Raw genomic sequence first — 18,066 nt, 5'->3', positions numbered from 1 at the left:
TCATTCCGCCCTCAGCTAGCTCAAGCTGTTGCGCCACCTGCTACCCCCTAGGGCCCACCTATATTTGCCAGCGGCCCCTAGAGCCTGTCCTTCCTTTTCCTCGCACTTAGCCCTGCCCACTTATGAGCACCGACGACCATTTTCTGATTGGCGTATCGCTGGTAGACCCCGCCGCCGACCCCATCGTGCTGGAGTTTCAGCAGGAGCTGTACCAGGCGGACCGCGTGGCCGTGCGGGCGCCGCGCGGCCTGTACCAGCAGCTGGGCGCCGCCGCCTTTGCTGAGCACGTGGCCGACTACTACCTGGCCGAGCATCCCGCCGAGGCCGTGCGCGTGGGCCGCGCGGCCGTGGTGCAGGCCGTGCAAGACGCCATTGCCTGGGGCCCCGCCGATAGCCGGCATCCGCAGGGCTTACTTTGAGTGCTAGGGCCTAGGCGCCGCGTCTTGTTTTTCGTCGTAGATTACCGGCCATGACGCGAATATTTCTTGTCGACGACCACGCCGTGCTGCGCAGCGGGCTGCGCACGCTGCTGGGCCAGGAGGCCAACGTGCAGATTGTGGGCGAGGCTACTAATGGCCAGGAGCTGCTCGACCAGTTGCCTACCAAGCCCGCCGACGTGGTGCTGCTCGACATCAACATGCCCGTGCTCGACGGCGTGGCCACGGCCCGGCGCCTGCGCACCGAGTTTCCGCAGGTGCGGGTGCTCATGCTGTCCATGATTGACCAGCCCCTGCGCATTGGGCAGGCTTTTGCGGCCGGGGCCAACGGCTACATCCTCAAAAATGCCGAGCGGGCCGAAATCATGGTGGGCATCAGCATGGTGCTGGCCGGCAAGCGCTTTTTGTGCTCCGAAATTGGCCTGAGCTTGCTCGATACGGTGCTGACCGCCGAGCTGCGGCCCCCGGTGCCGAGCGCCGTGTCGCCGCTCTCGCGCCGCGAGCAAGAGGTGCTGCAGCTGGTGGCCGAGGGCCTCACCACCCACCAGATTGCCGAGTTGCTATTCACCAGCAAGCGCACCATCGAAACGCACCGCCAGAACATTCTGGAAAAAACGGGTGCCAAAAACACGGCCGCCCTCATTCGCTACGCCATTGCGCAGGGGTTTTTGCCGGCCGAGGGCAGTGGGGGAGCCTAGGGCTGGCGCGGGCCCCCGGCCTCGGCTCCCAGGCCCGTGCCCTCGCTGCCATTCAGCAAGAACTCGCGTAGCCGGTTGATGTGGCGTTTCAGCTCCTCGGCCCGCTCGGTCTGGTAAGTAACCTGGCGGTGGGTGCCGTGCCCGGCAATGCTGGAAAGCAGGTTTTTGCGCTCTTCCAGCATGCGCAGGGCCACCCATAGGCTTTCCTCCAGGGTTTTTTGCGACTGCTCGGCCAGGGCTTCGGCGGTAAAGGCGTGGCCCGTGTGGCAGCGGTAGCGCAGCACCTGGCCGGCATCGAGCTGCCAGAGCGAGCCGCCGCAGTCGGGGCAGGTGAGGGGCACCTGGTGCCCTAGGGCCTCTATTTGTTCGGTGCTTCCCACTACGCGCTCGGCAATGGCCGCTTCTAGTTTTAAATCGGCAGGAATATCGGTCATGGGCAAGGCAGGAGCATCCGCCCCAGGGCTAACTAAGCGGGTAAGCAGCGCGCCCATCTCGGCCAGGGGCACTACGTAGTCGATGGCCACGTTGCGCAGCGCGCTCTCGGGCATGCTCGAAAACTCGGCCTCGGCGGGGTCTTGCACCACGGCCACGCCCCCGGCGCGCTTCATAAATTCGAGCCCGGCGGTGCCGTCGTGCAGCATGCCGGTGAGCACCACGCCCACCGCGTGCGAGCCGAAGGCCACGGCCGCCGAGCGAAACAGGGCGTCGGCGGCGGGGCGGTAGCTGTTTTCGTGCGGGCCCTTGGTTACCAGCAAGTGGTCTTCTTTCAGCAGCAGGTGGCGGTCGGGCGGAGCCAGGTACAGGTGGCCGGCTTCGAGCGGGGCGTGGTGGCGGGCCAGGTGGCAGGCCAGGGCGGTGTGCCGGCCCAGGCGCTCGGCCAGCAGCTCGCCCTGCGAGTCGGGGGCCAGGTGCTGCACCACCAGCACGGCGGCAGGCAGCGTGGCCGGCAGCTGCGCCACCAGCTGGGTGAGGGCGGGCATGCCGCCGGCCGAGGTGCCAATCACAATAACGTAGGGCGGAGGAGAGCTAGGCATGGCGAGCGGAAGGCAGTAGACCGGGGGTGAAAATAAGTGGTACCAGTCGTTTTGAGCGGCGCCGGGCTGGCCCGCCGGGCCCGCGCGTGGGCCGGCCGTGGGCCTGGCGGTAGCCCCTAGGGCCCGCGGGTAAGTTGCCAGCGGCGTAATTTGAGGGAGCGTTTGCCTGCGCCGGACCTACTAGTGCGGGCCCAGCGCAGTTGCCTTGCCTTTTGCCATGATTCCCCCCGCCGAACCAACTGACCTAGCGCCCGACGACGAGGCTCCCATTGGGGCTACTACCGTGACGCTCGCGCCCCACCCGCGCCGGGCCGAGCGCGGGGCCGATAAGTACCCGGTGGTGGCGCTGTGTGGCTCGGCCGGTTCGCTCGATGCCCTCGAAAAGTTCTTTGCCCACCTGCCGCCCCAGCCCGGCGTGGCCTTTGTGGTGGTGGTGCACCGCCTGCCCAACCCCAGCGCCAACAGCCAGCTAACGGAGGTGGTGCAGAGCTTCACGGCCCTGCCCGTGGCGGAGGCCTACGACGGGTTGCGCGTGCTACCCAACCAGGTGTACGTCATTCCGCCCGATGCTGACCTGAGTTTGCTGCACGGCAGCCTGTTTTTGCTGAAGCCTACCCAGCCCAGTAGCCGCCGCCAGCCCATCGACTTTTTTCTGCAAACCCTGGCCAAGGATGTGGGCGAGCGGGCGGTGTGTATCATCCTCTCGGGGGTGGGCACCGATGGCAGCCTAGGGCTGAAGCTGGTGATGGAGAGCTTCGGCATGGTGATGGTGCAAACCCCCGAGTCGGCCGCCTTCGATGGCATGGCCCGCGCGGCGCTGGCCACCGAGTTTGTGGACTTTGTGCTGCCGCCCGAGCTGATGGCCGCCCAGCTGCTCGACTACCTGGCCCACCCGCTCACCAGCCGCCCCCTGCGCGAGCCCGGCGAGGGCGCGCTGCCCAGCCAGCCCCTGCACGCGCTGCAAAAGATATTCTTGCTCATTCGCACCCAAACCGGGCACGACTTCAGCTTTTACAAGCGCAACACGGTGTTTCGGCGCATTGAGCGGCGCATGAACTCGCACCAGATTCGTGAGTTCAGCCACTACGTGCGCTACCTGCAGGAAAACCCCGGCGAGGTAGACCAGCTGTTTCACGAGTTGCTGATTGGGGTAACCAAGTTTTTTCGCGACGCCGAAGCCTTCGAGAGCCTCAAAGGCTACCTGCGGCCCCTGCTGGCCGCCAAAACGCCCGACAGCACCGTGCGGGTGTGGGCCCCCGGCTGCTCGACCGGCGAGGAAGCCTACTCGCTGGCCATGGTCATCTTCGAGTGCCTCGACGAGCTGGCGCCCAACCACCACCTCAAGGTGCAGATTTTTGCCACCGACATCTCGCCCGTGGGCGTGGCGCTGGCCCGCGCCGGGCAGTACACCGAGAGCATTGTGGCCGACGTGAGCCCGGACCGGCTGGCGCGGTTTTTTCAGAAAATCGACGCCGGCTACCAGATTCGCAAGGAGGTGCGCGACGTGGTGGTGTTTGCCCTGCACAACCTCAACAAGGACGCGCCCTTCATCAGGCTCGACCTGCTGGTGTGCCGCAACCTGCTCATCTACCTGAGCGGCGAGCTGCAGCGCAGCCTGCTGCCCATCTTTCACTACGCGCTCAACCCCCTAGGGCTGCTGTTTCTGGGGCCGAGCGAAAACATGACCGGCTTCCACGACCTATTTCAGCCGCTCGACGTGAAGTGGAAGATTTCGCGGCGCACGGCTACCGCGGCTTTGCTGCCGCAGCTCATCAAATTTCCGTTTTCGCTGGGGCCGCAAGCGGCCGCCGCTTTGCCTGCCGCCGCCCTTATGTCGACTGCCGTTTCCACCCACCGCCAGGGCGGCCCGTTTGCGGCCCTGGTGCAGCGCGCCCTGCTCAGCGCCTATTCGCCCCCGGCCGTAGTTATCGACGGCAAGGGCGAGATTCTGTACATCAACGGGCGCACCGGCCGCTACCTCGAGCCCGCCCCCGGCCTCAGCGGCATGAACCTGTTTGAGATGGCCCGCGCCGACCTCAACTTCGAGATTAGCGGGGCGGTGCACCGGGCCCTGCAGAGCCGCGAAAACGTGGTGGTCGAAAACGTGCGCGTGAAGACCGACGCGGGCCAGCAGCAGCTGCGCCTCACGGTGCGCCACCTGGTAGAATATGAGCAGTTGGCGGGCCTGCTGCTGGTGGTGTTTGAAGACCAGCCCACCTCGCGCAAGGAGCGCCTGTCGAAGCGCACCCCTAGCCCCCCCGATGGCCGCCAGCAAGATGCCATGCTGGAAGCCCTGAGCCGGGAGCTGCACTACACCAAGCACCGCCTGCAAAGCACCGTGGAGGAGATGGAAAGCAGCCTGGAGGAGCTTAAAAGCACCAATGAAGAGCTGCAAAGCGCCAACGAGGAGCTGCAAAGCACCAACGAGGAGGCCATGACCAACAAGGAGGAGATGCAGAGCCTGAACGAGGAGCTGATGACCCTCAACATGCAGTACCTGGCCAAAACCGAGGAGCTGAGCCAGAGCGCCAACGACATGAAAAACCTGCTCGACGCCACCGAGATAGCCATCGTGTTTTTGGATAACGACTTGGTAATAAAGCGGTTTACTTCGCCCGTGGGCCATATTATCAGTCTGATGCCCAGCGACGTAGGCCGCCCGCTGGCGCACTTTGCCAGCAACCTGCGCTACGAGCACCTGCTGCGCGACGTGCAGCAGGTGCTCGACCGCCTCACGGGCCTCGAAACCAACATCCAAACCCTAAAGGGCGAGTGGTACACGATGCGCGTGCTGCCCTACCGCTCGCTCGATAACTACATCAATGGGGTGGTTATCACCTTCACCGACATCACGGCCCTGAAGGTGCTGGAGGCGCAGGTGCAGGAAGCCAACCGCTTCAGCGCCAGCCTGGCCGAAACCATGCGTGAGCCCCTGCTGGCCCTCGACGCCGACCTGCGGGTGCACAGCGCCAACCGGGCCTTCGCGGCCGCCTTCCAGGAAAACGCCGCCGACCTGGTGGGCCGCTCGCTGGGCGCACTCAGCGACGGGGCCTGGAACCAGCCGGCGCTGTTTCGGCAGCTGCTGCTGCTGCTCGACGCCAGCAGCCCCGTCACCGAGTTCGACGACCTGGTGCTCGACGCCACCTTCCCGCGCCTAGGGCCCTGCCGGGTGCGCCTCTACGGCCGGCGCATGCTGTACCAGGGTGAGCCCACCGGCCGCGTGCTGCTGGGCGTGCAGGCGCTGGAAGGGCTGGCTTCCAGCAAGCAGCCACCCGGCCAGTAGCCCACTGCCAAAACAAGGCTTGCGGGGGCGCCTTGCCAGGGGCGCGCCCACTATATTCGCCGCTGCGGCCAGAAGCAAGCCATAGGCCCCGCCCGCTGCTACCATGCCCCAAGCCGACCCCCACCTTGCCTTGCAGGCGCTTCGCCGCCGCGCCGAGCAGCAGCGCCCGCAAGGCAGCGGGCTGCCCCCTACTACCCTGCCGGACGCCCACCGGCTGGTAGAGGAGCTGCAAATTCACCAGGTAGAGCTGGAAATGCAGTACGAGGAACTGCTGCTGGCCCAAACCAGCGCCGAGCAGAGCCGGGCCCAGTACGCCGACCTCTACGACTCGGCGCCGGTGGGCTACTGCACCCTCGATTTGGGCGGCCACCTGCGCCAGCTCAACCAGCGCACCAGCCAGCTGCTGGGCCCGCCGCACTCGCAGCTGCTGGGCCGGCGGCTGGCGCTGTTTGTGGTGCCAAACCAGCGCAATCAGTTCGCCGATTTTTTAAGCCAGCTGTGGGCCGCGCCCGGCCAGCGCCGCTCGTGCGAGCTAACCCTGCGCCACCACGAGGGCGAGTTGCTGCATGCCCAGCTGGAGGGCGTGGCTACGCTAGGCAACGCCGAGGTAGAGCAGGCGCCCGGCTACCACCTGGCTTTGCTTGACGTGAGCGAGCGCCGCCGGGCCGCCGAGGCGCTGGCGGCCAGCGAAGAGCGCTTCCGGGCCACCTTCCAGCAAAGCCGCGACGCCATGCTGCTGCTGAACGAGCACCGCGTGATGGCCGCCAACGCCGCCGCCCTGCACCTGCTCGACCTGGCGGCGCTGCCGCAGCTGCAGGGCCACCAGCTGAGCGAGTTCTGGCCCGAAACCCAGCCCGGCGGCGCGCGCACCCTCGACGCGCTCAGCCACAGCATTGCCCAGGCCCAAGCCAGGGGCTGGAGCCGCCTCGAGCTGCTGCGCCAGCGCGCTACCGGCGAGGCAGTGTGGGACGAGCTGTCCTTCAACCCGGTGCTGATTGGGGGCCAGCACCTGCTGCACGCCGCCTGGCGCAACATCACCACCCGCAAGCACAGCGAGCAGCAGCTGCGCGACAGCGAGGCCCGCCTGAAGCTGGCGCTGGCCGCCGCCAGCACCGGCGTGTGGAGCTGGAACCTGGCGGCCGGCACGCTCGAGCAGGATGCGCGGGCCCAGCAGATTTTTGGCCTCGCCGACGGCGTGCCCTTCGCCCTGCTGCAAGCTCTGGTGCACCCCGCCGATGCCGCCCGCGTGGCGCAGGCCCTGCGCCAGGCCCAGGACCAGCGCACCAGCTTCGACCTGGAGCACCGCCTGCTGCACCCCAGCGGCGAGGTGCGCTACGTGGCCACTACCGGGCGCTTCAGCTTCGACGAGGCTACCGGCCAGGCCCAGTGCCTGAACGGGCTGGTGCGCGACGTGACCGACCGCTACCTGGCCGAGGAGGAGCTGGACTATAAAAACCGCCTGCTGCATACCCTGCTGCGCAACGTGCCCGTGGTGCTGGCCCGCCTAGGGGCCGATGGGCGCTTTCGCGAGCTGGTGGGGCCGCCCCTGCGCCGCCTGGGCCTGGCCGACAACGAGTTGGTGGGCCGCGAGGCCCAGGCGGAGTTTCCGGCCGAGGCCGACCGTATTCAGCAGGTGCTGGCCGGGCACCCCGTCAACTACACCGCCGTGCTGAACCGCGCCGGCGAGGCAGTGCAGCTGCAGGTAGCCGGTTTTTTCGATGCCGAGCGCCAGGAGGCAGTGCTGTTTGGCACCGACATCACTGAGGCCAGCCGCCTGCGCGAAGAAGCTACCCACCAAGAGCTGCGCCGCCAGCAGGAGCTGCACGCCATCATCCTCAGCACCCAGGAGGAAGAGCGCCGCCGCATTGCCGAGAGCCTGCACAACGGCGTGGGCCAGCTGCTATACGCCACCCGCCTGCACCTCGACGCGCTGCCGCCCTCCGAGGCCGTGCGCGCCAGCCAGGACTTGCTCAACGAGGCCATTCGGGCCACCCGCAGCATCTCGTTTGAGCTGACGCCGCCCGTGCTCGAAGGCTTTGGCCTACCCGCTGCCTTGCGCGAGCTAACCCGCCGCATTCCGGCCAGCCACCTGGCCGTGGACCTGCACCTGCAAAACCTGGACGAGCCGCTGCCCGCCCCGCTGGCTACGGCTGTGTACCGCATTGTGCAAGAGCTGCTTAACAACGTGATGAAGCACGCCCAGGCCCAGGAGGTATTCGTGAGCGTGGCTCGCGAGGCCAACCAGCTGCACCTGAGCGTGGAAGACGACGGCCGGGGCCTCGACCCCCAGGCCCAGGCCGCCAGCGCGGGCATCGGGCTGGCCGGCATTCGCACCCGCGTGGGGCTGCTAGGGGGGGCGCTCGAAGTGAAGTCGCGGCCGGGGCGCGGCACGGGCTTTTTCTTGCAGCTGCCGCTGCGCGGCTAGGCCCGCCCGCGCCGCTCTACCGCCTGGGCAGCGGGTAGGCGTCGAGCAGCGCCGGGTAGGCTGAGCTGCGCATCACTTCTAGCGAGTTGAGGCCGGGGGCGTAGCGCACCTCCACGTAGAAGCCCCGGCCCCGGCTCGGCAGGTGGTAGGGGCTGCAGCCGCCGCCGTTCCAGCGCCGGGCCAGGCGGGTGCCGCTGGCTGCGAGCACCCGGATTTTTTCGGTGTGGGTTAGCTGGCTGAATTGGCAGAGCGCCATGCCAAAATTAGGGAGTGGCGGGGCGGCTGGCGGGGCGGCGTAGCCCTAGGGTCCCCGCCGGCGCTAAGCGGAAATACCAGCTAGGAGTAAAAGTTTGCTCGACCGGAGTGCCACCATTAGCTTGGTTGCGAACGTCGGTACCTGCGGCTTAGCGGTATTTTAGCGCGCTATGACCTACGTAATGTCCGCGGCTTGGCCTAGGCCCGCGCCCGCGCCGAACCGGGTATTTTTACGGGGTGGTAAATACCGTATTCTTACCCTACGCCCCGCCCCAAACGTGCCCCAACTTTGTAGCTCTGCGGTGTAGCCTAGGGCCAGCTTCACCCTTCTTTTTTACGTGCTAGCTTGCTTTTATGCGCAACGATACTATTCCGGGTATTCTCGGCCAGGAGCTGTTTGTTCAATACGCCGCCCGCTGGCTCGAAGCCGTGGAAAGCGCCGACCCGGCGGTGCTGCAGCGCAGCTTCGAAACCGCGGGGCCAGACGGCCAGCCCCGGCGGCTGCGCGCCTGCCACTTCCGACTGCGGCACATCATTCAACTGGTTTCGGTGGTGGGGGCCGCGCACATCAAAGCCAGCTTTGTGCTGGTGCCGACGCCCGCGCCCGATGGGTTGCCGCGCTTCACGCTGGTGCTTTCGGCCAGCAATGCGCTCGGGGCCCGCGTGTCGTCGTACTACCTGGCCGAACCCTACGAGCTGCCCGCCGAGGAAGCTGAGCTAGCCCTTGGCCCCGACGAGGCCGCCACCCTGGCCCTAGGGGCCTTGCCGGCCGTGCTGGGGCGCGAGTGGGCGCGGCACTGGCGCCAGGCGCCCCGCATCGAGCCGGCCCTGTTTGCGAGTGCCTACGGCTACCTGCGCGGCTACAGCTTCGAGCTTAGCGACTTTGTGGCGGTCTTGGCCGGCGTGCAAAATCCGGAGGCGGGCGGCCTGGTGCTGCACTTCGGCCTGCACGAGTACTACCGCCCCGACCCCGTGGCCGGCGACAGCCTAGGGCGCCTGTTTGGGCTATTGCTGCAGCTGCGCGGCGCCGATAAGGGCCGCCCCGGCGGCGATGGCGACGACCCGGGCTACAACATGGGCCATCCCTGCCCCCCCGACTGCTAGGGCCGCCCGCTGCCGGCGGGGGCCCGCACGTTTTACTTAACGCGCTTACGTAGAAGGGCATGGAATTCTTTTTACAACTTCAGCAGGCCACTCCCTGGCTGCACCTGCTGCCGCTGCTAGTGGCGCTGGTGGGCGGGCTGCTGCGCTTCTACCGCTTGCCGCTGGCGCTGCGCTACCTGGTGGGCGCGGTGGCCTGGTCGCTCACCATCGAGCTGGCGGCGGCGGCGCTCCGGCTTCAGCACCTGCCCAATCTGCTGCTCATTCCGCTCGATGTGGTGGGCGAGCTGACCCTGCTGGCCCTGATGTACCAGGCGGCGCTGCGCTCGGCCGCGCTCAACCGCTGGCTGCCCATTGGCCTGGCCTTGTTTGCGTCCTATGCCCTGCTGAGTATGCTGGACGCGCCAGTGGCCGTCAAGTTTCGGGCCGACTTGCAGATAACCGAAAATTGCCTGCTGCTGGCGCTGGTGGTGCTTTACTTCCGCCAGCTGCTCAGCCAGCTTACGGTGCGCCGCCTCGAGCGCGAGCCCTTGTTCTGGGTGTCGGCGGGCCTCTTTATTTACTGCCTGGGCAAAATTCAGATTGTCCTGTTTAGCGATTACCTTTTGCTGCACTACTCGCGGCAGTTCAACCAAGCGGTGTGGGGCGTGCATAAGCTGCTGATTATGGTGCTCAACTCCAGCTACGCCGTGGCTTTATGGATGCGCCCTCGGAAGTAACCTTTGGCAAGCTACTGCTGACTGGCATCGCGTTTATGCTGCTGGCGGCGGGGCTGCTGGTGGCGTTCGTGGTGGTGTACCAGCGGCGGCTACTAGCCCAGCAGCAGCGCCAGCTGGCGGCCGAAGCCACCTACCAACGCCAGCTGCTAGCGGCCGTTATTGAGGCCCAGGAGCGCGAGCGCGAGCGCATCGGGCGCGACCTGCACGACGGCATCGGCTCGACCATCGCCACGGCCAAGCTGCTGCTAAACCGCCTAGGGGCCGGCGCGGCAGCCACCAATCCCGACGGGCTGCTAGCCCTGGTGCAGGAAATTATGGCCGGGGCCGTGCATGACGTGCGTAGCGTGTCGCACAACCTATACCCGGTGGTGCTGGCCCGCTTTGGCCTGGCCGAGGCCCTGCAGCACCTGGTGGACATGAGCAACGAAGCCGGCGGCGTGGCCGTGTCGCTCGCCCTGCATTACCCGCAGCCGCTGGCCCTGGCCCAGGAGCTGGCCCTCTACCGCATTTGCCAAGAGCTGCTGCACAATGCCCTAAAGCACGCCCAGGGCGCCACCCAGCTGCAAGTGGTGCTGGAGCAGCGCGGCGCCCAGTTAGCGCTGGTGGTAGAGGACGATGGCTGCGGCTTCGAGCCCACGCCGCCCGCCGCCGCGGGCACCCCCGACGTGGCTGCGGGCGCCGGCCTGCGCAGCATCGACGTGCGGGTGCAGCTGCTGCGGGCGCGCCTGCACCGCCGGACCGCCCCTGGCCAGGGCACCCACACCCGCATTGAGCTAGACCATCCGGCCACTGGCGAGCCCAAGGGTTGATAAAGCAGTCGGGTGTATTACTTTGCGCACACGCTTTCTTCATTCTCTCCTACCTAGCTATGATACCGCAAACCACCCTAGCCCCCCCGTCTACCATCCAAGTTGCCCTGCTCGACGACCACCAGCTGTTTCGGCAGGGTATGCGCTACATTCTGCAAGAGCTGCCCTACATCGAGAGTGTGGTGGAAGCCGGCGAGCTGCCCGAGCTGCTCGCCCACTTCCGGCAGCGCCAGCCCGATTTGCTGCTTCTCGACCTGCAGATGCCCGGCTCCGACGGCCCGGAGGTGGCCAAGCTGCTGCTAAGCGAATTTCCCGGCTTGAAAATCATTGTGCTGTCGATGTTTTCGGCCGATACGTTCATCACCCAAATGATGAGCTTAGGGGTGCGCAGCTACCTGCCCAAGGATGCCGACCAGCAGCAGCTGCGCCAGGCCATTGAAGACGTGCTGCTGACGGGCCACCACTTCACGCCGGCTATTTCGCGGGCTCTGGTGCGGGGCGTGCAGCAGCCGGCGCGCGCCAGCAGCCCGGCCCAGCAGCCCAGCATCGTGCAGCTCACGCCCCGCGAGCACGAAGTGCTGCGCCTCATTTGCGAGGGCCGCACGGCCGCCGAAATGGCCGACCTGCTCTTCATCAGCCGGCGCACCGTGGAAGGGCACCGCCAGAAGCTGCTCGAAAAAACCAGTGCTCCCAACTCGGCGGGCCTGGTCGTGTACGCCGTGCGCCACGGCCTACTCGACGCCTAAAGTAGGTAGAAATACCCGCGTAAAAATACTTGTTTTCTGAAAATCACGTGTTTTTCTACAACCAAAGCGAGTGCGGTGCTACGTACTTTGCGATGCTATTATCCTAGTTCTACTCCCTTCCCTGGGGCCTGGCCCCACCCGCTGCCTTTCTGTTGCTATGACTCAAACTCAGCTCTATCGCCTCGTTGGCCGGCCGCTGCTGAGGCCGATGAGCGCAATCTTTCCGCAGTAGTTCCCGCAGGGCTGCTCGACAACATAGAAAAGGCCTGCCACCCCAATCGGGTAGCAGGCCTTTTGCGTGGGGCAGGGCCTAGGGCTGCGGCATAGGCTGCTCCAGCCCGCCCAGTAGCACCGTGATGATGTTGCTTTCTAGCTCCTCGGCCGAGATGCCGCGCCCCGGCCGGTACCACAGCTCCACCCAGCGCACCGCCGAAAGCATCGTGAACAGCGCCACCGATACGTTGACGGGTCGCAGCTCGCCGGCCGCAATGCCCGCCTCGATGAGGGCCGCGAAGCCGCGCTCGTAGGCTTTGCGGGCTTGCTTAAACTCGCCCAGGCGCGGCTCGGGCAGGTACTTCCAGTCGTGGTTGGCCACCGACACGGCCGCACCGTCTTCCACCATCAGCCGGATGTGCAGGCGCACCAGGGCCCGCAGCTTGTCGGCGTAGCCACTGGGCGTGGCCTCAATCTCGGCGAGCTGCGAGATGTAGGTGTCCGAGATGCGGAAGCAGATGGTGTCCAGCAACTCGTCTTTCGACTTGATGTGGTTGTACATGCTGGCGGCTTCCATGCCCACCTGCCCGGCCAGGTCGCGCATGGACGTGCCGCTGTAGCCTCGGTCCTTGAAGAGCTTGGCAGCTTCGGCCAGGATAAGCTCGCGCTTACCCGATTTCTTGGGTTTGACCATGGGTGGGGAGGGGCAGGGCAGAAGCCACAAAAATATCCCCAACCGGCCGTGCTACCGCATTGCGGCGGCGGTATTTGCTATACTTCGTCGGGCTTGCGCGGGTCCTCGCCGCTTATCATGCGCGACACCAGCCCGTGGTCGTCGCGGTTGTCGGCCCACACTACGCCCACCACGTGCGCCACGATGTAGGCGATAATCAGGTACATGGTGAAATTGTGCACTTCCTTCACGGTGTGCTCAATGCCGTGCAGCCAGGGCACGTCGTCGGCCCAGGTGAGGCCTAGGCCCGTGACGACCATGATGGTGACAAATAAATAAAACGCCGCGTAGGTGAGCTTGGCCAGCAGTGCGTGGCGGGCGTCGGCGTGCTCGGCGGGCGGGGCCAGGCGGTAGCGCTGCAGCGCCGCCCGCAGCCGCGCCCCAAAGCGCCGCCCAGCCGGGTCGAGGGCCTGCATCACCGTCCAGAATAGCCAAAAGCCCGCCAGCGTCAGCCCGATGCCAATGTGCCAGCTCCAGATGCGCTCGCTGATGACGTGGCCCAGCGCCCGGCTCTGCGGCTGGCTCAGCACCACGCTCGGCCCTAGGGCCTTTTGAAACTCAGGTCCCGCCGACTTGGTGTCCACAATCACTTTCAGGAAGAGAATGGTGAGGAGCTGCCCGCTGATGAGCGCCGCGTTGGCCCAGTGCCAGATGCGCATGGCCAGCGAGTAGTCGTGGGTAGCTGCAACGGGCGGTAAGGTAGTGGTTTCCATAGGTTAAAAAAACGTCCGTCATGCAAAGCCGGGCTCTGCATGACGGACGTTGGACCCCTAGGGTTGCTGGCTTAAGCAAAGCTTAAGAAAAAATACGGGCCGCGCCTAGCGAGGCAAGGACTGGCTAGCGGCCCGCGCCGCTCAGGCCCCTGCCAGCTCGGCCGCTTCGGCGGCTACGGGCTCCTCGACGCGGCCGGGGTAGGCCAGCAGGGCTTGCTCGAGTACGGTCATAGCGGCATCCAGGTCCTTCAGGTTCAGCACGTAAGCCAGGCGCACTTGCTGGCGCCCGAGGCCCGGCGTTTGGTAAAAGCCGGCGGCCGGCGACAGCATCAGCGTCTGGTTGTCGTAGCTGAACTCGCGCAGCAGCCACTCGCCGAAGCGCTCGGCATCGTCCACGGGCAAGTGGGGCATCACGTAGAAGGCGCCGCCCGGCACCAGGCAGCGCACGCCGAGCATGGCCCGCAGGCGGCGCACGGTCAGGTCGCGGCGGGCCTGGTACTCGGCCCGGTTCTCGTCGAAGTAGCTTTCGGGCAGCTCCACGGCGGCCTCGCCCAGCAGCATGCCCAGGCCGGGCGGGCTGATGCGCATCTGCGCGAAGTGGAAGGCGGCCTGCCACACGGTTTTATTGCGCGTCACGAGCGAGCCCACGCGGGCCCCGCAGGCGCTGTAGCGCTTCGAAATCGTGTCCAGCACCACCACGTATTCGTCGCCGCCGGGCAGGTTGAGGGCGCTGGTGGCCTTGGCCCCGTCGTAGCAGTATTCGCGGTAGGCCTCGTCGGACAGCAAGTATAGCCCGTGGCGCTGGCAGATGCCCAGCAGCCCTTCCAGCTCGGCGCGGGTGTACACGTGGCCGGTGGGATTGCTGGGGTTGCAGAGCAGAATGGCGCGAGTGCGCGGCGTGATAACGGCCTCAAAATCAGCGAGCGGCGGCAGCGCAAAGCCGGTGTCGATGGTGGCCGTGACGGTTACGATGCTAACGCCGGCCGCAATGGCGAAAGCCGTGTAGGTGCCGTAGAATGGCTCGGGCACTAGCAACTCGTCGCCGGGATTGAGGCAGGTGAGTAGGGCAAACAGGATAGCCTCGCTGCCGGCCGTGGTTACCAGTATCTCCTCGGTGCTCACCTCGATGCCGGCCCGGTGGTAGTAGGCGGCCAGCTTCTGGCGGTAGCTATCGGTGCCCGCGCCGTGGCTATAGGCCAGCACCGGAATATCGGCCTGGCGCACGGCCTCAAACAAGCTGGGCGGGGTGGCAATGTCGGGCTGCCCAATATTGAGGTGATACACTTTTTTGCCCTGCCGCTTGGCTTGCTCGGCAAAGGGCGCCAACTTGCGAAACGGCGAAGCGGGCATCTGGCGCCCGCGCTCGGAGATAGGTAACGGCATATACTTTTATTCGCTAGAGGCGGTCATGCTGAGCTTGCCGAAGCATCTCTACCGCGTTACTAATCTTAGGCGTTGAGATTACTTACGTGGTAGAGATGCTTCGGCAAGCTCAGCATGACCGCCTTTCGGGATAAATCAACTTATTCAGGCAAAGGTAGAAAGCGCAACGTCCCGGTCGGGTAGAAAACCGGCCGGGACGTTGGGACTTGCTAAAGGGGGCTAGGGGCTTACCCGTTGCGCTTGTTTAGCTCGTCGCGAATTTTGGCGGCTTTCTCGTAGTCTTCTTTTTCGAGCGCTTGCGCCAGCATTTTGGTTAGCTCATCGAGCGACACCTGGCCGCTGGGCTCGCGGGTTTCGGCGGCCTTGGCCGCGGGCGCCGCCTGGTTTTCGTCCTCGTCTTCGTCGTCGCGGTCGTCCTCATCTTCTTCCTCCTCGCTGTTCTCGTCGAGGTCCGAGAGAATGATGCCGGCTTCGCTCAGCACGCTCTCGACAGTGAAGATGGGCACGCCGAAGCGCAGGCCAATGGCAATGGCGTCGGAGGGGCGGGCGTCGATTTCGAAGGTGGTGGCCCCGTCGGAGCACACGATGCGCGAGTAAAAGACGCCTTCTTTGAGGTCGGAGATAATGACTTCGAGAATGGCCACGTGCACGTGCTCGGCAAAGGCCTTGAACAGGTCGTGGGTGAGGGGCCGATTGGGACTGATTTTCTCAATCTGAATCGCAATGCTCTGAGCCTCAAACATACCGATGATAATCGGCAGACGACGGTTGCCGTGCTTCTCGCCCAGAATAAGGGCAAACGAGCCAGATTGCGACTGGGAAGACGACAAGCCCAGAATTTCGAGCGGTATTTTTTTCAAGGGTCGCGGGGACGCAGAAGTCCGGGGAAACGGTAGGAAACTTTCTTTACGACAAATTAAGCGACAAAGGCCGGAACAGGCAGGGAAAAATTCGCCTAGGGGCCGAAAAGCAAAAAAGATGAACGTAGGGTTGCCTGGAGTAAGGCCTTAAAATCCAGAACGTCATGCTGAGCTTGCCGGAGCATCTCTACCACGCCATTATGATTATGCAGTAGAGATACTTCGGCAAGCTCAGCATGACGTTCTGTTAGCCTAGGCCGTCAACCTAGCCCAGCTCCTTCACGGCGGCCGTCAGCTTGGGCAGCACATCCATTACGTCGCCCACGATGCCGTAGTCAGCGGCTTTGAAGAAGGGCGCTTCGGGGTCTTTGTTGATAACCACAATCACCTTCGACGAGTTGACGCCCGCCAGGTGCTGAATGGCGCCCGAGATGCCGCAGGCGATGTACAGGTTGGGCGACACGGTGATGCCGGTTTGGCCCACGTGCTCGTGGTGGGGGCGCCAGTCCACGTCGCTCACCGGCTTCGAGCAGGCAGTGGCGGCCCCTAGGGCCTTGGCTAGGTCCTCGATGAGGCCCCAGTTTTCGGGGCCCTTCATGCCGCGGCCGCCGCTCACCACGCGCTCGGCCTCGGGCAGCAGCACGCCGCCGGCCTGGTCTTGCATAATCACCTGCTTGGGCGCGTCGGCAAAGTCGGCGTCGGTAAGCTGGGCCGAGAAGGCTGCCACCTCGGCGGTTTTGCCGGCGGCGTGCTGGGCCTCTATGGAGTTCTTTTTCACGGCCACAATCTTCTTGTCGCCGCTCAGCACCACGTCGGCAAAGGCCTTGCCCGAGAAGGCGCCGCGCTTCACCACAAACTGGCCGCCGTCGGTGCGGGGCAGCTCCACCACGTTGGTAGCCAGCGAGGCCCCTAGGCGCACGGCCAGGCGCGAGCCCACGGCCGCGCCGATGTTGCTGTTGGCCAGCACGATTACCTTGGCGTCTTCCTGCTGGGCCGCCGTGGCAATGAGCTTGGTGTAGGCATTGTTCACGAAGTCCTTCAGGCGCGGCTCCTTGTCGTAGAGCACCTTCGTGATGCCCTGCTCGCCGAGCTTAGCCAGGTTGGCCTCGGTGGCTTCGCCCACGGCAATGGCCGTGGCGGTGGTACCCAGCTGGGCGGCCACTTGGGCGCCATAGGTGGCTACTTCAAGCGAGGATTTCTTCACCTCGCCCTTATCGCACTCAACTACTACTAAAACGGACATCTCTTTGAATTATGAATTATGAATTAAAAATTATGAATTGACTGATTATGAGTTACGAAAGGCTGGTTGCTACTCTGAGCGCCTAAAACGCGACGCTGACGGCCCCATTCATAACTCATAATTTTTAATTCATAACTCAATTAAATGACTTTGGCTTCGTTGCGGAGCAGCTTGATGAGGTCGCCGGCGGTTTCGGCGGGCACCAGCTTCACGCCTTGCTTCTTGGGGGGCAGGGCAAACTCCAGCACCTGGGTGCGGGCGTTGGCGCCGGTGGCGGGCACCACTTTCAGGGGCTTGGTGCGGGCCGTCATGATGCCGCGCATGTTGGGGATGCGGGGCTCGCACATGGGCTGCTGGCAGCTGGCTACGAAGGGCGTTTGCACCTGCACTACCTCCTTGCCACCCTCAATTTCGCGCTCCAGCGTGGCGCTGGTGCCGCTCAGGTCTAGCTTCATGGCCGGGGCCACCGTGGGGATGCCCAGCAGCTCACCCACCATGCCGTGCACCTGGAAGCCGTTGTAGTCGATGCTCTCCTTGCCCATCAAAATCACGTCGTAGCCGCCGTCTTTGGCCACGGCCGCAATCTGCTCGGCCACGAAAAAGGCGTCCTTAGGGGCCGCGTTCACCCGAATGGCGTCGTCGGCGCCAATGGCCAGGGCCTTGCGGATGTTGGACTCGGTGTCGGCCTCGCCCACGTTGAGCACCGTCACGGTGCTGCCGGCGTTGGCTTCCTTCAGCTCGATGGCGCGGGTCAGGGCGTATTCATCCCAGGGGTTAATCACGAACTGCACCCCGGCCTTGTTGAACTCCTTGTTGTCGGGGGTGAAGGTGATTTTGGTGGTCGTGTCGGGCACGTTGGCAATGCAAACCAGAAACTTCATTAGGCTAGGGTTGGGTGAGAAGACGTAGCAAAAGTAGTCGGCTTGCATAACAGTTGCCAAGCCGCAAAAGGTTGCGCGGACTGGTTTCCCGAAGAAAACCGGCCTTAGGGCGCAACTTTGCCCCAAAGATAGCCCCCGTGCCCATGCCTACCCCGAGCCGCCTCGACCAACTGCTGGTTTTCTACCAGCAAGACCCCACCGACCCCTTCACGATTTACGCCCTGGCCACCGAGTACCGCGCCGACGACCCCAAAAAGGCCTGGGAGTATTACGAAAAGCTCCTCACTGAGCACCCCGACTACGTGGGCACCTACTACCACGCCGGCAAGCTGCTCGAAGGCTTCGGCAAGAAGGACGAGGCCGAGCAGGTATACCGCAAGGGCCTAGTAGTGGCCCGCAAAGCCGGCCAGCTGCACGCCGCTGCCGAAATTCAGCAGGCGCTTACTAGCTGCCTGGGGCTCGACTACGAAGACGAGTAGGAGCGGAGCCCTAGGGTCTGTAGGCAATAAAACAGGCGGTCATGCTGAGCTTGT

Annotated in this window: 17 protein-coding genes; 9 read left to right on the top strand and 8 right to left on the bottom strand. The window is 64.9% G+C overall.

Going from position 1 to position 18,066, the window contains the following annotated elements; all coding sequences use genetic code 11:
• Positions 1-122: 122 nt before the first annotated feature.
• Together HHL22_RS08630 and HHL22_RS08625 are read left to right on the top strand one after the other, a co-directional pair.
• Positions 123-419: a hypothetical protein gene (locus HHL22_RS08630; RefSeq protein WP_169530516.1), complete on the top strand. Its 297-nt coding sequence runs from the start codon at positions 123-125 to the stop codon at positions 417-419.
• A 50-nt stretch (positions 420-469) separates the two neighbouring features.
• Positions 470-1,135, top strand: a complete 666-nt coding sequence (locus HHL22_RS08625; RefSeq protein WP_169530515.1) for a response regulator — start codon at positions 470-472, stop codon at positions 1,133-1,135.
• On the opposite strand, the gene HHL22_RS08620 is transcribed toward HHL22_RS08625, so the two are convergent.
• Complete coding sequence (locus HHL22_RS08620; protein ID WP_169530514.1) at positions 1,132-2,169, bottom strand: chemotaxis protein CheB; 1,038 nt, start codon at positions 2,167-2,169, stop codon at positions 1,132-1,134. The two genes, HHL22_RS08625 and HHL22_RS08620, sit on opposite strands and share 4 nt — an antisense overlap.
• A 217-nt stretch (positions 2,170-2,386) precedes the next feature.
• Between HHL22_RS08620 and HHL22_RS08615 the strand changes: the two genes are divergently transcribed.
• Positions 2,387-5,452 carry a CheR family methyltransferase gene (locus tag HHL22_RS08615; RefSeq protein WP_169530513.1) on the top strand — a complete coding sequence of 1,022 codons (3,066 nt, stop codon included), beginning with the start codon at positions 2,387-2,389 and terminating at the stop codon, positions 5,450-5,452.
• Positions 5,453-5,555: 103 nt separating this feature from the next.
• Entirely contained in the window at positions 5,556-7,877 is a 2,322-nt protein-coding gene (locus HHL22_RS08610) for a sensor histidine kinase (protein ID WP_169530512.1), read from the top strand.
• A 16-nt stretch (positions 7,878-7,893) separates the two neighbouring features.
• On the opposite strand, the gene HHL22_RS08605 is transcribed toward HHL22_RS08610, so the two are convergent.
• Positions 7,894-8,133 (bottom strand): hypothetical protein, encoded by a 240-nt coding sequence (locus HHL22_RS08605; RefSeq protein WP_169530511.1) that lies wholly within the window; start codon positions 8,131-8,133, stop codon positions 7,894-7,896.
• 353 nt (positions 8,134-8,486) lie between these two features.
• Between HHL22_RS08605 and HHL22_RS08600 the strand changes: the two genes are divergently transcribed.
• Genes HHL22_RS08600 through HHL22_RS08585 form a run of 4 tightly spaced genes read left to right on the top strand, consistent with a single transcriptional unit; the run spans position 8,487 to position 11,507 of the window.
• Positions 8,487-9,236 (top strand): hypothetical protein, encoded by a 750-nt coding sequence (locus HHL22_RS08600; protein WP_169530510.1) that lies wholly within the window; start codon positions 8,487-8,489, stop codon positions 9,234-9,236.
• 59 nt (positions 9,237-9,295) lie between these two features.
• Positions 9,296-9,952, top strand: coding sequence for a hypothetical protein (locus HHL22_RS08595; RefSeq protein WP_169530509.1), 657 nt, complete (start codon positions 9,296-9,298; stop codon positions 9,950-9,952).
• Positions 9,931-10,761, top strand: coding sequence for a sensor histidine kinase (locus HHL22_RS08590; protein ID WP_169530508.1), 831 nt, complete (start codon positions 9,931-9,933; stop codon positions 10,759-10,761). Before HHL22_RS08595 ends, HHL22_RS08590 begins: the two co-directional genes overlap by 22 nt.
• 59 nt (positions 10,762-10,820) lie before the next feature.
• A complete protein-coding gene (locus tag HHL22_RS08585) occupies positions 10,821-11,507 on the top strand; it encodes a response regulator transcription factor (RefSeq protein ID WP_169530507.1) in 687 nt (228 codons plus the stop codon).
• 310 nt (positions 11,508-11,817) lie between these two features.
• Here HHL22_RS08585 and HHL22_RS08580 read toward each other — a convergent pair whose 3' ends face one another.
• The 6 genes from HHL22_RS08580 to HHL22_RS08555 all read right to left on the bottom strand — a co-directional run bounded on the left by HHL22_RS08580 (position 11,818) and on the right by HHL22_RS08555 (position 17,533).
• A complete protein-coding gene (locus HHL22_RS08580; RefSeq protein ID WP_169530506.1) occupies positions 11,818-12,414 on the bottom strand; it encodes a TetR/AcrR family transcriptional regulator in 597 nt (198 codons plus the stop codon).
• A gap of 77 nt (positions 12,415-12,491) precedes the next feature.
• Positions 12,492-13,166 (bottom strand): cytochrome b/b6 domain-containing protein, encoded by a 675-nt coding sequence (locus HHL22_RS08575; RefSeq protein WP_169530505.1) that lies wholly within the window; start codon positions 13,164-13,166, stop codon positions 12,492-12,494.
• A 141-nt stretch (positions 13,167-13,307) separates the two neighbouring features.
• The gene (locus HHL22_RS08570; protein WP_169530504.1) at positions 13,308-14,549 is read right to left on the bottom strand and encodes a pyridoxal phosphate-dependent aminotransferase; all 1,242 of its coding nucleotides are present in this window, start codon (positions 14,547-14,549) and stop codon (positions 13,308-13,310) included.
• Positions 14,550-14,776: 227 nt separating this feature from the next.
• Positions 14,777-15,409, bottom strand: a complete 633-nt coding sequence (locus HHL22_RS08565) for a bifunctional nuclease family protein (RefSeq protein ID WP_169530503.1) — start codon at positions 15,407-15,409, stop codon at positions 14,777-14,779.
• A 265-nt stretch (positions 15,410-15,674) separates the two neighbouring features.
• On the bottom strand, positions 15,675-16,652 hold the full coding sequence (locus HHL22_RS08560; RefSeq protein ID WP_169530502.1) for an electron transfer flavoprotein subunit alpha/FixB family protein: 978 nt from the start codon (positions 16,650-16,652) through the stop codon (positions 15,675-15,677).
• Between the two features lie 140 nt (positions 16,653-16,792).
• Positions 16,793-17,533, bottom strand: coding sequence for an electron transfer flavoprotein subunit beta/FixA family protein (locus tag HHL22_RS08555; RefSeq protein WP_169530501.1), 741 nt, complete (start codon positions 17,531-17,533; stop codon positions 16,793-16,795).
• Positions 17,534-17,676: 143 nt separating this feature from the next.
• Here HHL22_RS08555 and HHL22_RS08550 point away from each other — a divergent pair, with 143 nt between their 5' ends.
• Positions 17,677-18,012, top strand: coding sequence for a tetratricopeptide repeat protein (locus HHL22_RS08550; RefSeq protein ID WP_169530500.1), 336 nt, complete (start codon positions 17,677-17,679; stop codon positions 18,010-18,012).
• Positions 18,013-18,066: the final 54 nt, after the last annotated feature.

Origin of the sequence: Hymenobacter polaris, assembly GCF_012927305.1 — a bacterium.
GTDB classification, from domain to species: Bacteria; Bacteroidota; Bacteroidia; order Cytophagales; family Hymenobacteraceae; genus Hymenobacter; species Hymenobacter polaris.
This window is presented reverse-complemented; position numbering and strand designations above follow the sequence as displayed.

Coding starts and splice junctions, on each gene's coding strand:
- HHL22_RS08630 (WP_169530516.1), top strand. CDS start 123: ATGAGCACCGACGACCATTTTCTGATTGGCGTATCGCTGGTAGACCCC.
- HHL22_RS08625 (WP_169530515.1), top strand. CDS start 470: ATGACGCGAATATTTCTTGTCGACGACCACGCCGTGCTGCGCAGCGGG.
- HHL22_RS08620 (WP_169530514.1), bottom strand. CDS start 2,169: ATGCCTAGCTCTCCTCCGCCCTACGTTATTGTGATTGGCACCTCGGCC.
- HHL22_RS08615 (WP_169530513.1), top strand. CDS start 2,387: ATGATTCCCCCCGCCGAACCAACTGACCTAGCGCCCGACGACGAGGCT.
- HHL22_RS08610 (WP_169530512.1), top strand. CDS start 5,556: ATGCCCCAAGCCGACCCCCACCTTGCCTTGCAGGCGCTTCGCCGCCGC.
- HHL22_RS08605 (WP_169530511.1), bottom strand. CDS start 8,133: ATGGCGCTCTGCCAATTCAGCCAGCTAACCCACACCGAAAAAATCCGG.
- HHL22_RS08600 (WP_169530510.1), top strand. CDS start 8,487: ATGCGCAACGATACTATTCCGGGTATTCTCGGCCAGGAGCTGTTTGTT.
- HHL22_RS08595 (WP_169530509.1), top strand. CDS start 9,296: ATGGAATTCTTTTTACAACTTCAGCAGGCCACTCCCTGGCTGCACCTG.
- HHL22_RS08590 (WP_169530508.1), top strand. CDS start 9,931: ATGGATGCGCCCTCGGAAGTAACCTTTGGCAAGCTACTGCTGACTGGC.
- HHL22_RS08585 (WP_169530507.1), top strand. CDS start 10,821: ATGATACCGCAAACCACCCTAGCCCCCCCGTCTACCATCCAAGTTGCC.
- HHL22_RS08580 (WP_169530506.1), bottom strand. CDS start 12,414: ATGGTCAAACCCAAGAAATCGGGTAAGCGCGAGCTTATCCTGGCCGAA.
- HHL22_RS08575 (WP_169530505.1), bottom strand. CDS start 13,166: ATGGAAACCACTACCTTACCGCCCGTTGCAGCTACCCACGACTACTCG.
- HHL22_RS08570 (WP_169530504.1), bottom strand. CDS start 14,549: ATGCCGTTACCTATCTCCGAGCGCGGGCGCCAGATGCCCGCTTCGCCG.
- HHL22_RS08560 (WP_169530502.1), bottom strand. CDS start 16,652: ATGTCCGTTTTAGTAGTAGTTGAGTGCGATAAGGGCGAGGTGAAGAAA.
- HHL22_RS08555 (WP_169530501.1), bottom strand. CDS start 17,533: ATGAAGTTTCTGGTTTGCATTGCCAACGTGCCCGACACGACCACCAAA.
- HHL22_RS08550 (WP_169530500.1), top strand. CDS start 17,677: ATGCCTACCCCGAGCCGCCTCGACCAACTGCTGGTTTTCTACCAGCAA.